This window comes from Aeromicrobium sp. Root495 (assembly GCF_001426755.1).
Classification (GTDB): domain Bacteria; phylum Actinomycetota; class Actinomycetes; order Propionibacteriales; family Nocardioidaceae; genus Aeromicrobium.
In genome coordinates this window covers 1,447,988-1,460,658 of sequence record NZ_LMFJ01000001.1, presented here as the reverse complement: position 1 = coordinate 1,460,658, position 12,671 = coordinate 1,447,988, and the positions used below count along the sequence as shown (strand labels likewise).

17 protein-coding genes are annotated in these 12,671 nt (G+C 69.3%); 5 read left to right on the top strand and 12 right to left on the bottom strand.

Annotated elements, in window-relative coordinates; all coding sequences use genetic code 11:
* The first annotated feature begins 23 nt into the window (after nucleotides 1-23).
* Nucleotides 24-404, top strand: a complete 381-nt coding sequence (locus ASD11_RS07375) for a DUF1330 domain-containing protein (protein WP_056285254.1) — start codon at nucleotides 24-26, stop codon at nucleotides 402-404.
* Here the strand turns inward: ASD11_RS07375 and ASD11_RS07370 are convergent.
* Genes ASD11_RS07370 through ASD11_RS07360 form a run of 3 tightly spaced genes read right to left on the bottom strand, consistent with a single transcriptional unit; the run spans nucleotide 368 to nucleotide 2,990 of the window.
* Complete coding sequence (locus ASD11_RS07370; protein WP_056285251.1) at nucleotides 368-1,279, bottom strand: COX15/CtaA family protein; 912 nt, start codon at nucleotides 1,277-1,279, stop codon at nucleotides 368-370. The two genes, ASD11_RS07375 and ASD11_RS07370, sit on opposite strands and share 37 nt — an antisense overlap.
* Nucleotides 1,270-2,073 carry an ABC transporter permease gene (locus ASD11_RS07365; RefSeq protein ID WP_056285248.1) on the bottom strand — a complete coding sequence of 268 codons (804 nt, stop codon included), beginning with the start codon at nucleotides 2,071-2,073 and terminating at the stop codon, nucleotides 1,270-1,272. The genes ASD11_RS07370 and ASD11_RS07365 overlap by 10 nt, the downstream gene beginning before the upstream one ends.
* On the bottom strand, nucleotides 2,070-2,990 hold the full coding sequence (locus ASD11_RS07360; protein ID WP_235503268.1) for an ABC transporter ATP-binding protein: 921 nt from the start codon (nucleotides 2,988-2,990) through the stop codon (nucleotides 2,070-2,072). Before ASD11_RS07360 ends, ASD11_RS07365 begins: the two co-directional genes overlap by 4 nt.
* 61 nt (nucleotides 2,991-3,051) lie before the next feature.
* Between ASD11_RS07360 and ASD11_RS07355 the strand changes: the two genes are divergently transcribed.
* Nucleotides 3,052-4,149 (top strand): ATP-dependent DNA ligase, encoded by a 1,098-nt coding sequence (locus ASD11_RS07355; protein WP_056285245.1) that lies wholly within the window; start codon nucleotides 3,052-3,054, stop codon nucleotides 4,147-4,149.
* A gap of 28 nt (nucleotides 4,150-4,177) precedes the next feature.
* Here ASD11_RS07355 and ASD11_RS07350 read toward each other — a convergent pair whose 3' ends face one another.
* A complete protein-coding gene (locus tag ASD11_RS07350) occupies nucleotides 4,178-4,972 on the bottom strand; it encodes a GTP pyrophosphokinase (protein WP_235503267.1) in 795 nt (264 codons plus the stop codon).
* Nucleotides 4,973-5,428: 456 nt separating this feature from the next.
* On the opposite strand from ASD11_RS07350, the gene ASD11_RS07340 reads away from it, so the two are divergent.
* From ASD11_RS07340 to ASD11_RS07330, 3 genes are all read left to right on the top strand, one after another.
* Nucleotides 5,429-5,776, top strand: a complete 348-nt coding sequence (locus ASD11_RS07340; protein ID WP_056285237.1) for a hypothetical protein — start codon at nucleotides 5,429-5,431, stop codon at nucleotides 5,774-5,776.
* On the top strand, nucleotides 5,773-5,964 hold the full coding sequence (locus ASD11_RS07335; RefSeq protein ID WP_056285234.1) for a helix-turn-helix domain-containing protein: 192 nt from the start codon (nucleotides 5,773-5,775) through the stop codon (nucleotides 5,962-5,964). The genes ASD11_RS07340 and ASD11_RS07335 overlap by 4 nt, the downstream gene beginning before the upstream one ends.
* 203 nt (nucleotides 5,965-6,167) lie before the next feature.
* Nucleotides 6,168-6,602: a hypothetical protein gene (locus ASD11_RS07330; protein WP_056285228.1), complete on the top strand. Its 435-nt coding sequence runs from the start codon at nucleotides 6,168-6,170 to the stop codon at nucleotides 6,600-6,602.
* Between the two features lie 15 nt (nucleotides 6,603-6,617).
* Here ASD11_RS07330 and ASD11_RS07325 read toward each other — a convergent pair whose 3' ends face one another.
* The 8 genes from ASD11_RS07325 to ASD11_RS18805 all read right to left on the bottom strand — a co-directional run bounded on the left by ASD11_RS07325 (nucleotide 6,618) and on the right by ASD11_RS18805 (nucleotide 12,658).
* On the bottom strand, nucleotides 6,618-8,933 hold the full coding sequence (locus tag ASD11_RS07325; protein ID WP_056285227.1) for a hypothetical protein: 2,316 nt from the start codon (nucleotides 8,931-8,933) through the stop codon (nucleotides 6,618-6,620).
* A 111-nt stretch (nucleotides 8,934-9,044) separates the two neighbouring features.
* Nucleotides 9,045-9,269, bottom strand: coding sequence for a hypothetical protein (locus ASD11_RS07320; protein WP_056285225.1), 225 nt, complete (start codon nucleotides 9,267-9,269; stop codon nucleotides 9,045-9,047).
* Nucleotides 9,266-10,651 carry a phage major capsid protein gene (locus ASD11_RS07315; RefSeq protein WP_056285222.1) on the bottom strand — a complete coding sequence of 462 codons (1,386 nt, stop codon included), beginning with the start codon at nucleotides 10,649-10,651 and terminating at the stop codon, nucleotides 9,266-9,268. Before ASD11_RS07315 ends, ASD11_RS07320 begins: the two co-directional genes overlap by 4 nt.
* A 179-nt stretch (nucleotides 10,652-10,830) precedes the next feature.
* Entirely contained in the window at nucleotides 10,831-11,103 is a 273-nt protein-coding gene (locus tag ASD11_RS07310) for a hypothetical protein (protein WP_156464628.1), read from the bottom strand.
* Nucleotides 11,104-11,263: 160 nt separating this feature from the next.
* Entirely contained in the window at nucleotides 11,264-11,662 is a 399-nt protein-coding gene (locus tag ASD11_RS07305) for a hypothetical protein (protein WP_056285218.1), read from the bottom strand.
* On the bottom strand, nucleotides 11,659-11,910 hold the full coding sequence (locus tag ASD11_RS07300; protein WP_056285213.1) for a hypothetical protein: 252 nt from the start codon (nucleotides 11,908-11,910) through the stop codon (nucleotides 11,659-11,661). The genes ASD11_RS07305 and ASD11_RS07300 overlap by 4 nt, the downstream gene beginning before the upstream one ends.
* A gap of 173 nt (nucleotides 11,911-12,083) precedes the next feature.
* Nucleotides 12,084-12,530, bottom strand: coding sequence for a hypothetical protein (locus ASD11_RS07295; protein ID WP_156464627.1), 447 nt, complete (start codon nucleotides 12,528-12,530; stop codon nucleotides 12,084-12,086).
* The gene (locus ASD11_RS18805) at nucleotides 12,527-12,658 is read right to left on the bottom strand and encodes a hypothetical protein (RefSeq protein ID WP_268750685.1); all 132 of its coding nucleotides are present in this window, start codon (nucleotides 12,656-12,658) and stop codon (nucleotides 12,527-12,529) included. The genes ASD11_RS07295 and ASD11_RS18805 overlap by 4 nt, the downstream gene beginning before the upstream one ends.
* Between the last annotated feature and the right edge of the window lie 13 nt (nucleotides 12,659-12,671).

The window sequence follows — 12,671 nt, the reverse complement described above, 5'->3', positions numbered from 1 at the left end:
GTGACCCTGGCTAGGGTCGGGTCATGCCCGTCGATCCCACCGGCCACGACCTCAAGCGCTATCTCGCCGAGGACCCGGGAGGTCCCGTCGTGATGCTCAACCTGCTCCAGCTGGCACCCGGCGGGCGCGACTCGTACGAGCAGTACGCCCGCGAGATCGCGCCGTTCCTCGAGCGCGTGGGTGGCGAGATCGTGTACGCCGGCGACCTGTCCACCGAGCTCGTCGTGCGGCCCGACCCGGAGCCCGACTGGGACGTCCTGCTCCTCGTCCGCTACCCGAGCCGCCAGGCCTTCACGGCCATGGTGGCCGACCCGGAGTACCAGCAGATCACGCACCTGCGGACGCAGGCACTGAGCGAGGCCGTTCTTCAGGCCTCCACGCCCTGGGCCGCGTCGGCGGGCTGATCCTGCGGCACGCCGCGCGTCACCAGCGCGAGCCGCGTGCCGAGCGCCACCAGCACGGCGGCTCCCACGAGGTGCGTCGCGACCAGCGCGATGGGCAGGTCGGTGAAGTACTGCACGAAGCCGATGAGGCCCTGGGCCAGCTCACCGACGAGGAGGGCGACGGCCGGGCCGTGAGCCACCGTGCCGCGTGCCTTCCAGACGAGCACCAGCGTGAGGGCGACCACGAGGTAGACCGAGAACGCATGGACGTGGCTCATGACGTGCGGGTCGATCCCGTTGCGCGGCGCCTTGGCGTCGCCGGCGTGGGGGCCGCTGCCCGTGACCACGGTGCCGAGGTAGACCACCACCCAGAGGACTCCGAGCACGGCGAGCGCGAGCCGTCGTACGCCCTCGGGCACGGCCGGGACCGATGTCCCCATCACCCGCATCAGCAGGACGGTGGAGCCTGCCACCAGGACGAGCGACAGGATCAGGTGGAGGGCGACGATCCAGGGATTGAGGTCGGTGAGCACGGTGATGCCGCCGATGACGCCCTGGAAGGGGATGCCCAGCGTGAGGAGCAGGACCAGCCTGCGGTCGCGCAGCTGCGCCTCCGACCAGCGCCAGATGGCGACGCACGCCACGACGGCGACGACGATCAGCGCATAGGTGAGCATGCGGTTGCCGAACTCGATGACGCCGTGGATGCCGAGCTCCCGGTGCGGGGTGAACGAGGCATCGGTGCAGCGTGGCCAGGTGGGGCAGCCCAGTCCGGATCCGGTGAGGCGCACGAGGCCGCCCGTCAGGATGATCACGGTGTTGGCCACGAGCAGCGCCCAGGCGGCCTTCACGACGAAGGGGCGGGTGGGCGAGCTCAGCGCACGGGTCACTCCCATCGGAACGTCCTCGAGGTGAGCAGTCCCGCGACCAGGGCCCAGACCGCCAGCACGACGACCGGGAGCAGGCCGGGGCCGCCGCCGTCGAACGCGGCCCGCAGACCCTCGCCGAGCGCGCCCGAGGGCAGCAGCTCGAGGATCTTCTGGGCGCTGTCGGGGTAGCGCGACAGCGGGACGATGAGACCGCCGCCCACCAGGAGCAGCACGTACACGAGGTTGGCCACGGCCAGCGTGGCCTCGGCGCGCAGGGTGCCGGCGATGAGCAGGCCCAGTGCGCCGAACGCCGCGGTGCCGAGTGCCACGAGCACGAGGAGCCACAGGGCCGCTCCGACGCCGCCGCTCGGCTCCCAGCCCAGGGCGAGGCCGACCCCGCACAGGAGGACGATCTGCACGGCCTCCACGACGAGGACGGCGGTGATCTTGCCGAGCAGCAGCCCCCACCTCGGCAGCGGGGAGGCGCCGAGCCGCTTGATGACGCCGTACCTCCGCTCGAACCCGGTCGCGATGGCGAGCGAGGTGAAGGAGGCCGAGAGCACCGCGAGCGCGAGCACGCCCGGCGTGATGATGTCGATGGCACGGCCCTCGCCGAGGTCGACGATGTCGGTGGACCGCGTGCCCATGACGAGCAGGAGCACGGGGATGACGAGGGTCAGGAGCAGCTGCTCGCCGTTGCGCGACAGCAGCCGCAGCTCCATGACCGACTGGGCGCGCAGCATCTGCCGCGTCGGTGCGGCACCAGGACGCGGGGTGAGGTCGAGAGGCGCCGTGGCGGCGGTGGTCGCGTGGCTCGTCATCGCAGGGCCCGTCCGGTGAGGTCGAGGAAGCGGTCCTCGAGGGTCTGCCGCTCCACGAGCAACGAATCCACCAGGACGTCCTGCGTCGCGAACCAGGCGGTCAGGGTCGACAGCAGCGTCGGGTCGACGTCGCCGGACACGACGTAGCGGCCGGTGGGGGACTCCTCGGCCTTGGTGCCGTGGGGGAGCGCGGCCATGAGCGCGGGCATGTCGAGGCCCGGCCGAGCAGTGAAGCGGATGGTGTTGCGGGCTCCGGAGGTGGCGAGCTCGGCGGGTGTGCCGCTCGAGATGACCTGGCCGGCGTCGACGATGTGCACGACGTCGCTGAGGGCCTCGGCCTCGTCCATGAAGTGCGTCGTGAGGACCACGGTGGCGCCGACGTCGCGCAGCTCGGACACGAGGTCCCACGTGGCCCGGCGGGCCTGCGGGTCGAGTCCCGCGGTGGGCTCGTCGAGGAAGAGCAGCTCGGGTCGGCCAACGACGGCCATGGCGAGGCTGAGGCGCTGCTGCTGGCCGCCGGACATCCGTCGGTAGGGCGTGCGGCCGCTGGAGCCGAGGCCGAGTCGCTCCACGAGCGAGGGGACGTCGAGCGGGTGCGCGTGCAGCGAGGCGATGTGGCGGAGCATCTCCTCCGCGCGCGAGCCCGACCACGCGCCGCCGGACTGCAGCATGACCCCGACGCGGGGGCGCAGGGCGGTGGCGTCGACGAACGGGTCGAGCCCCAGGACGCGGACCGTGCCGGACTGGGGCGCCCGGAAGCCCTCGCACGTCTCGATGGTGGTGGTCTTCCCGGCGCCGTTGGGACCGAGGATCGCCGTGATGGTGCCCGGCTGCACGTCGAGCGACAGGCAGTCGACGGCGGTCGTCGCGCCGTAGCGCATCACGAGGTCGCGCACCTCGACGGCGGGTGAAGTCACCGGGTCAGTCTAGGTCCCGTCCTCAGGCGGACGGTCTGAGGTACGGCTTACGCTGACGTGCATGGACCTGCCCGTCGTTCCGCCCTTCCAGCCCATGCTCGCCAAGTCGGTCAAGGGTGTCCCGGCAGCCGACAGCGTCGAGGGCGGTCTCGTCTACGAGCCCAAGTGGGACGGCTTCCGCGCCATCGTGTTCCGCGACGGCCAGGACGTCGAGATCGGCAGCCGCTCCACCAAGCCCCTCACGCGCTACTTCCCCGACGTCGTCGAGGCGGTGAAGGCCTCCCTCCCCGAGCGGTGCGTCGTCGACGCCGAGATCGTCGTGGCCGTCGACGGGAGGCTCTCCTTCGACCACCTCTCGCAGCGCATCCACCCCGCGGCCTCCCGCGTGGAGATGCTGGCCCGCGAGACGCCGGCGCTCCTGGTGGTGTTCGACCTCCTCGCCCTCGGCGACGACTCGTACGTCGACCGTCCGCTGACCGAGCGTCGAGCCGCCCTCGAGGAGGCGCTGGCCGGGGCCGAGGCGCCCGTCCACCTCACCCGCGTCACGTACGACGCCGTCGAGGCCGAGCGCTGGTTCGAGCAGTTCGAAGGGGCGGGTCTCGACGGCGTGGTGGCCAAGCCTCTTGCCTCGCCCTACGCCCCCAACGGCCGCACCATGCTCAAGGTCAAGCACGCGCGGACGGCCGACGTCGTCGTGGCCGGCTACCGCCTGCACAAGACCTCCACCGAGGACCATCCTCTGCTCGGCTCGCTGCTGCTCGGCCTGTTCGCCGACGACGGCCGTCTCCAGCACGTGGGGGTGGCCGCCTCCTTCACGGCCGCCCGGCGGGCCGAGCTCATCGAGGAGCTCGCCCCGCTCGTGGTCCCGGTCGCCGACCACCCCTGGGGAGCGTGGCGCGACGAGCAGGCCCAGGCCGACGGCCGGCTGCCCGGCGGGCAGAGCCGCTGGACGGGCACCAAGGACCTCTCGTTCGTGCCCCTCGCGCCGGAGCGCGTGGTCGAGGTGGGGTACGAGCACATGGAGGGCCAGGGCGACTCCGCACGGTTCCGGCACACCGCGCAGTTCAAGCGCTGGCGCCCCGACCGCGAGCCTGCGTCGTGCGGCTACGCCCAGCTCGACGAGGTCGTCGGCTACGACCTGGCCGACGTCCTCGCCTGAGGTCGCACCCGCAAGGAGACTGCCCGAGTCAGGGGAGGGGCGGGCCGTCGGCCAGCCGGCGGAGCTCCTCGAGGAGACGCTCGCTCGGCACGAGGTCGTCTCCGGCACGCAGCTCCGCGCGGACGTCGTCGGACAGCCCGCTGACGCCGGACTCGTCGAGGCCGCGCACCTCGGCGTGCAGGCTCTCCATGCGACCGTCGAGCGCGTTGGCCGACTCGGCCGCCTCGCGCAGCCGGTCCTGGAGGTCGACGGGCACCGCGCCTCGATACTTGTAGTGGATCTTGTGCTCGAGGCTCGCCCAGAAGTCCATCGCGATGGTGCGCAGCTGCACCTCGACGCCCACGGCGACGGGGCCGTCGGAGAGGTAGACCGGCACCTCGACCAGCGCGTGCAGGCTCCGGTACCCGTTGGGCTTGGGCTCCACGATGTAGTCGCGGACCTCCTTGAGCGTCACGTCCTGCTGGCTCGTGAGCACGTCGAACACCTGGTAGACGTCGGACACGAAGGAGCAGGTCACCCGGACGCCGGCGATGTCGGTGATCTCGGCGCTGATCGACTCCCACGTGGCCTCACAGCCCTTGCGCTGGATCTTCTCGGCCAGGCTGTCCGGCGACTTGAGCCGGGAGGCGACGTGCTCGATGGGGTTGGTCTCGTGCATGAGCGCGAACTCGTCGCGCAGGATGTGGAGCTTCGTGACGATCTCCTCCATGCCGAAGCGGTGCCGCAGCATGAAGCGGGTGAACTCCTGGCGCAGGCCGCGGAGGTCGTCGAACGAGATCGCCTCCGAGGGTCCGCCCCGGGGGCGGTGCGAGCTCAGGTCCACGTCGTCACCCTACGGAAGTCCCGCTCGGGCGTCCGCACGAGCCTTCGTGGGCCGCGACTATCGTCAGGGGCACGGCGACACCACGGGGAGCCGCACCCGCCGGCCACCCAGGACCTGTGGGACCACCGCCCAGGTCTGCCTCGTGAACCACGAGACGCAGCCCGGCGCCGGCCCCGTCCTTTTCCCGGGGCCGTCGTGCTGTCTCAGGCACTACTTCTTGCTGTTGCGCGTGTCCTTGCTGGGCTGGACCCGCTTCGGCTCGCCCGGCATCTTGGGGGTGCCTACTTAATAAGCGCTGTGCTGAGTCGCAGAAAGCCCCGTAAACCCGGTAGAGGCCGCGAGCGGTGTGGACCCGATAGCCGGGCGAGATTTCGCCCCTGAACCCATCCGAAAAGAGATGCCCTCGCGACGGTTGCACCCGTCCGAGGGCGTGGACCGATCGTGAAAGGATCGACCATGAAGAACGATACCGCCGTGACCTGCCCTAGCTGGTGCAAGAAGGATCACGCGAAGCACGACGCCGAGACCCGGGCGCAGTACGCGCAGGACATCGAGGCCGGCCACATCGTCGACTCCGTGAAAGGGCGAGAGACCCTCGAGCACGACGTCGCCGGCACCTACACCGAGCACAGTCGGGTGTTCGATGCGAGCGCACACCTCGTCGAGGTCGTGACGGTCGGCTCGGGGTCGGCCGAGCTCCACGTCCTGGCCGACCGAGACTGGGCCGGGATCACTAGCGTCGACGCTCGCTCGCTGGCGTCGGCCCTTCAGGGCGCGGCCGACCTCCTCGACGAGATCTTGTGACCGAGCCGAGGGCGCCGCAGCTGCTGTCGGTCGCTGAGGCGGCCGAGCGTCTCTCGTGCTCGCGCGGTCACGTGCTCAACCTCGTGGCTCGCGGCGACCTCCGCGGCGTCGAGATCGGCATAGGCCGTGCGAAGACCCGGGTCTACGAGCGAGACCTGGCGGCGTTCATCGCGGCTCGGACCCGCTGAGCCGTCCCGGGCGTGGCGCTCGCTGCCGGCACTGATGCCTCACCTAGATTGACACAATGGACTGGGCTCAGACGTCTGCTATTGGGATCACAGCCGTTTCGACGCTGGCCGGATCTCTAGGCGGAGCGGCGTTCGCCGATCGACGGTCAGCTCGCAGGGACGATGTCGCACGCCAGGAGTCTCGTCGAGACGAGCTTCGACGAGTGCTCGCGGAGCTCCTGGTCGACGCGCGCGGACTGGTTGAGCTTGAGTGGATCATGATTCCGGCGTTCACAACGATGGAGACGAAGGACCTGATCGAGTTCGTCGACACCGATTCGGGAAAGCAGATGGCTGAGCGCAATCACCGGCTGCGGCGCTCCCTTACCGAAGCACGCCTGCTCGTGGCACCGGACAGCGATCTCGGCCGCGCGCTGATGCTGGTGCACGCATTCCACATCTCACTTCCCGAAGAAGCTCACGGACCCGTGCAGGGCTCAAGTAAGTCTCGCGAACAGAAGATGGATGGGGTCGGCCCTGCGTTCACACACCTGAGGAAGTTGGAGGACGCGGTGAGCGCGGTTGAGAAGCTGGCTCTTGCTGAACTTGCTCGTCTAGCGGCCGTGCGCGACGGCACGAGGCGCCAACGCCGGGCGTAGGGTCGCGGCGGATGGTCACTTCTTCCCGTTCCGGCGGTTGTGCTTGTTGATCGAGTAGAGGATGTCCTTGCCCTCGAGGTGGATGTGGATCTCAGCCTTGCCGGTGTTCTTGTCGAGGCGCTCGAGGACGCGGAGCAGCTTCTCGGCGCCGGTCAGCTCACCCTTGGTGCGCTTGATCGCTGGGTTGAAGACCGCGCCGCCGGCCGCGGCACCCGTGCGCCCGTACGCGACCTGCGTCGCCTTGTCGAGCGCGTTGAGCTGGGAGACGTCGGCCCGGCTACCGGTGGTGGCCAGCTGGTGCATGGCCGCGATGCCCGACTCGCCCGATGCCTGCATCTGCCGGATGAGCGAGGCCGAGAGTCCCAGCCTCAGCAGCTTGGAGACGTCCCCCTTGACCTGGTTCGCCTGGTCGAGCTGGCGCTGCTGGTACGCCAGGATCCCGCCGGTGCTCGGACCGAGCTCGCCGTAGTCACCGCCGAAGACGGAGCTCGAGAAGTTCATGCCCGCCGCGAAGGTGTTGCGCTCGCCGCGGAGTCCTGCGAGCTTCTCGCGGATGGACCTCACCTTGGCGACCGTGCGGGCGACAGCGGCATCGAGAGACTTGGTCTTCGGCCCGAGGATGCCCTTGGCCAGACCCTCGGTCACGTAGCCGCCGATCTCCATCATGACCCGCGAAGGCGACTTGATCCGGAGAAGCTTCTTGATCGAGCCCGGCACCCGGTCCCCAAGCGCTCGGGCCGCCCCAGAGATCCTTCCGAGGAGGTCGATGTCGGTCAGGCCGCTGACAAGCCCGCGCACGGCGTCACGGCCAGCCTCGGCCATCTTGCCCCCGAAGCCGGACAGCGCCTTGATGGCCTTGCCGGGGAGAGCGCGCACCACCCTGACGACCCGCAGGACGCCGCTGGACGCTCCGTCAGCCATGCGTAGGAGCAGCGCGTACATCGCGTTGTCTGCGCGGCCGGCACCTGCACGGAGCGTGTTCACGATGGTCGCGGGAATCCTTCTCATGAACGACCCGAAGCGCGACAGAATCCCGGGGCCCGTGCGTCCGAGGCCAGCGAAGAACCCGTCAGAGAACCACTTGAACCACTCGACGATCTTGCCCTTGACCTTGCCGCCGGCGCCGTTCAGGCTGCGCACGACCCAGCCGAGCAACTTGCCCGCGAGGGGGATCCGTTCAAGCGATCGTGCCACTCCGCCCGCGATCTTCGCCGGGGCGAACACGACCAGAAGGACCCCCATGAGCACCTCTTGCCAGTGCTCGCCCACGCCCGAGAGCAGGCTGCCGAAGTCGAAGGTGACGATGCCCGTTGCCAGGCCGAGAAGCAGCGATGGGACTTGCTTGCCCATCCCGATGCCGAGGCCCAGCCAGTCGACGTCACCGAAGGCCTGATCGAGGCGCTCGTAGAGCGAGCCCGCCAGGCCGCCCAGCTTGCCGAGCCCCGACTCGACCGCGCCGGCGAGCTTGGTCCCGATCTCCTCGCCGTCGAGATCCTGCAGCCCGCGGAAGGTGTCGAGGATCGTGCCGACCTTGTCGCGCACGGTGTCGCTCGCGGCGCCGACCTTCTCACCGACAGCGCTCGACCACTTGTCCAGCACGGGAATGCCGGTGCCCGTCAGCCACGTGGCCATCTCGGTGAGCGGTCCCATGAGCTTGTAGCCGAGCGCCTCGCCCGCCTCCGAGAATGCGATCTTGACGCGCGCGTACTTGCCGGCCGTGGTGTCCGCTGCCCCGGCTGCCTGTCCCTTGAAGGTCTTCGCGAGGTTCTGCGTGATCTGGTCGAACGTCAGCGCCTTGCCGCTGGCGTCCTTCGTCACAACACCGAGTCGTGAGAGCGCCGACGTGTTGCCGCCCTGGGCCCGAGCCAGGGCTTCCGTAACTGTGCCGAGCGCCTTGCCCCGGCCAGCCGACACGTTCATCGCCAGGGATGCGAGACGCTGCGCTTCGCCGACGTCGTTCGTGGCGGTCACAAGACGTCCAAGAGCGGGCCGCAGCTCGTCGTCCGTGACGCCGAGAGCGAGGCCTTGCTTCGTGATCCACGCCTCGGTGGCCGAGATCTGCAGCCGAGTGGCCCCGGCATTGTTCTTGAACGCCCGAGCCATCTTGGTGGCCATGAGCTCGTCACTCGCCGCTGCCTTCGCGAAGCGCAGCGCGACGAGCGTTGCCGAACCGATACCCGCCGACATCGCCAGCGCGCCACCCTTGACGAGCTTGCCCGCGCGGTTGGTCCGCACACCGGCGCGCTCGGCCGCGTCACCGATGCGGGTGAGGCTGGCCGACGCGCCACGGTCACGGGCGAGGATGTCGTAGGCGATCGAGGTAGTGCTCATGCGAGCTCCTCAGGAGGGTGCCTGCGACACCGATCCGCGGAAAGGACGGTTGAACCCCGGTGACCAAACCAGGGCCGCGGAAACGGATCGGTGCCGCAGGCGGTCGGAGGGTCAGACGACGGGGATGCCGTCGTTGACCGGCTTCGGAGCGCTCGCGCGCTCGAGGTGCACGGCGAGGTAGATAGCCACCACGCCGGCCAGCACGAGGAACGTGCCACTCGCGAGCACGGCCAGCGCGATGCTGACCATGGCCGCAGCCGCAACGACGGCGCCGAGACCGATGAGCATGAGGAACACGCCCACGATCTCGACGACGCCCGCCGTCGCGGTGCTCATGCCTTGACGCCCGTCACGATGTCGAAGGCGGCCGGACGCGCCGGGACGATGTCGCCGCGGAACCACGCGACGAAGCCGACCTGGCCGGTGTCGGCGTAACGCTCGACGAGACGGCTGATCACGAGGTTGGTCCGGATGCCGACGTACAGCTTGGACCAGTCGCCCGTAAACACGTCCGCGGTGTCGTTGGACGTGCCCACGGTGAGGTTCGTGGGCACCTGGCCCGTCGTGAGCAGTGGAACGCCGTCGAGATAGCCCGGACGCTGCAGGTAGGCGCCGGTGCCCGTCTCCTTGAGCTTGGCCAGTGAGCGGGCCGTGCGGTCGGCCGAGATCTGTGCGTTCGGGTCGTAGTTCTTGTCCCGCAGACGGCCTACCGAGTCGACGAGCGCATCCCACGTCGGCGAGGCGCCGTTAGCTGCAAGGGGCGTCTTCGTCACGCCTGCGTTGCCCTTGAGGCCGGCCGGCGAGTTGGCGCCGGTGCCGTAGAGCGCCGCGGTGTCGAGCTTGAGCGCGAACGACGCCGCGAAGGCCTCGAGCAGCAGTTTGTCGACGTTGGTGTCCTCGAGCAGCTCCCGCGACGCCTTCACGAGGACCGCCAGGCTCTTGGCCTCGAGCTCGATGTGTCCAAGCTCGCCGTCGTCCTCCGCGATGGCGGCGTTCTCGGCTCGCCACTCCGGGGCGGGGTCGTTCTCCCACGTGGGAACCTCGATCTTGCGGTTCGCCATCGGCACGATCCGGGCGCCGGCCTCGAGCACTCGGGCCTTGTTGCGGGCCAGGTCGATGATGTCGGCAGTCAGGATCGAAGGGACGAGGTAGCCGCCTGCGGCGTCCGACCCCTCGATCATCGAGTTGACGATGTTCAGCCGGTTGTCGGCCATCGCGTTGCGGAGCACGGCCCCGAACGAGAGCTCCTCGCCGGACGAGTCGCGAAGCTGGTCGAGGTTGCGGTCGTCTCGGTCGAGCCCGAGCGCGTTCACGGCGCCGCGGAACGTCTGGTCCTGGGCGAGAGGTCGGTCCTGGGCGTAGGCAGCCGTCCGCGGTGCGGTCGGAGCGACGACGCCCGAGCGGTCGACAGGCGAGTACCGCTCGACGAAGGTACCCATCTCGTCGAGGGAAGCCTCGAGCGATTCGTACCGGTCCTTCAGCTCGTCAGACCATTCGTCCGCCTCGGCGTCGGCCATGACTTCCTGCATGTGCGCCCAGACGCTGTCGCGGAGCCCGCGGGCCTCCGCGGAACGGTCGGCCGCGTTGGGGGCGTCGTAGAGACGGCCAGACGGAGACGAGCCCAGGTCGGACACGGCCTGGTTCCGGAAGCTCGTGAGCTTGTTGGAGAGCTGGGCGAGGGTGTCGACAGGCTTGGTAGCACGATGCTTGCGTGGCATGAGAGTCCCCTCCTGGGGATGAGTCGGGAGATCGAGCGCTCGGCGCTCAGATGACGGGTGCTGCTGCCTCGCCCTTGCGGCCAGATGGCTCACGCACGGGGGCCGGCTCGAACTCAGCTCCAGGGCCCTTGCGAGCTCACCCGGCCAAATTCATGCCTCAGAACGAAGCATAGCAGCGGTTACGTGCGCGAATCGCGTATCTGACGCAACGTTTCTTCGTCGAGGTCGTCGGCGAGACAGCCTTCCTCATCGTCGTCGAGCATCTCGGCCTCGGCGACGAGCATCGTCCGCTCGCGCTGCTGCACGGCGCGGATGAGCGCGTTCCCGAGGGCTCGCCAGAGCGCGGCCGCTGAACCGCCCTCGTCGGCCGCGGCCATGTAGGCCAGCACCATCTTCTTGAGCTCGACGTCGGTGAGCTGCGCGACCTCGTGCTGCGCGATGTACGCCATCACGCACCGCCCGTCACAGTGACACGTTGCGTAGGTGCGCTACCTGCTGCGATCCCGGGCAATCGACCATCCGTTACGTGACGACGTACGCGTCCGAGGGGGGAAATTTGGCGAGGCGGGTCATGCCGGTGATCGAAGCGAACTTCTGACCGGCCCTCCCGCCTCATGACGGCTCCCGGCCGGCCGTGGTCCAGCCGTCCGGGTCGTCGAGCGACGGGTCCACGCTGGCCCAGAGAAGCCGCTTGCCGTGCGTCCAGAGCGCATCCGCGAGCTCGCGCAACAGGTAGGCGAGCTGCGCGTCGCGCTCGTGCCACACGCGAGACACGAGCATGTGCTCGGCGGCGTGAGCCATCGCCTCATTCGCATCACGGAATCCCGAGAGGTCCAGCTGCAGCGCGGCGCCTGCTCGGTAGTCCACGAGCGCACGAGCCACCGCCTCGTACAGCACGACGGTGGGCGGGTGCTCGTTGTCGGTCGACGCATCACCGGCGCTGCTGAAGAACGTGGCCAGGGCTGCAGCGTGCGCCGGGCTGATGACCACCGGCACGTTGATGTGCGTCATCGCTGAACCGTCCGGTAGGTGCCCTCGCACCAAGCGCGGATCTCGTCGAGCGATCCGGTCACCACAGTGCCGGTCACCCGGATCGTGTCGCACTTGTTGCAGAGCTTCGAGGTCGGACCGTTCTCGGTCTCGCGCATGTGCTCCTCCGCGCATGCGCAGCCCGCGCTCAGTGTGAGCTCGTAGTGCACGCGGATCGGCTTCGGCCGGGTCGTCGTGGTGGTGGTCGGAGTGGTCTTCTTCGTAGCCATCAGATGGTCCTTCGGTTCGGTGTCTCGCGCGCACGTACTCGACGTGCTTCGGGAGTCGACATCGCGCTGGTCATGGTTGGTAGTTGGTTGGTATTGGTTGGTGGGGTGTCACGGGTGGCACGTGGTCGGGTCATGGGTGGCGTGTGGTCGGTCACCCATGGCGTGTGGTCGGGTCATGGGTGGCGTGTGGTCGGCGGCGATCGGGTGTCACGGGTGGCACGTGGTCCCCCCTTATCCACAGGCTCCGGAGGTTGCGTCGAGGGGTCATCGACGAAGGCCGCGGGCACCGTCAGCTGGTACTCGTGAGCGTCGGCTCGTCGGGCCTTCGGGAGCTGCTCGAGCCACCCCAGGCGCATGAGTTCGCGACGGTTCCGCACCACGGTGCGCAGCCCCTTGCCGCAGACGTCGGCAAGCAGGTGGTCGCCGGGGCGCACTTCTCGCCCGCCCTTGCCGGCCCATGTGGCCATGACGAGCGCGACGTACTTCAACTCGGGGGCTAGCGAGGCGCGGCGTACGCAGCGCTCCCAGGCGAAGCGATCCATCGGTATGCTGTGACCAGAGCCGCCAAACTCTTGGGCCGCCTCGTGGTCATCCACGAGGCGGCTTTCATGTGCCGTCACGCTGCACCGCTCGCCTTCCGGCGACGCGCCTGGGCGGACTTCCGCGCGAGCTGCTGGTAATAGGCCTTCTTGATGTGCTCGGCGCGCACAGGGTCGCCGTCGGCCTGGTCGAGGAACTTCTGCGCCATAGCGGCTCGGCCG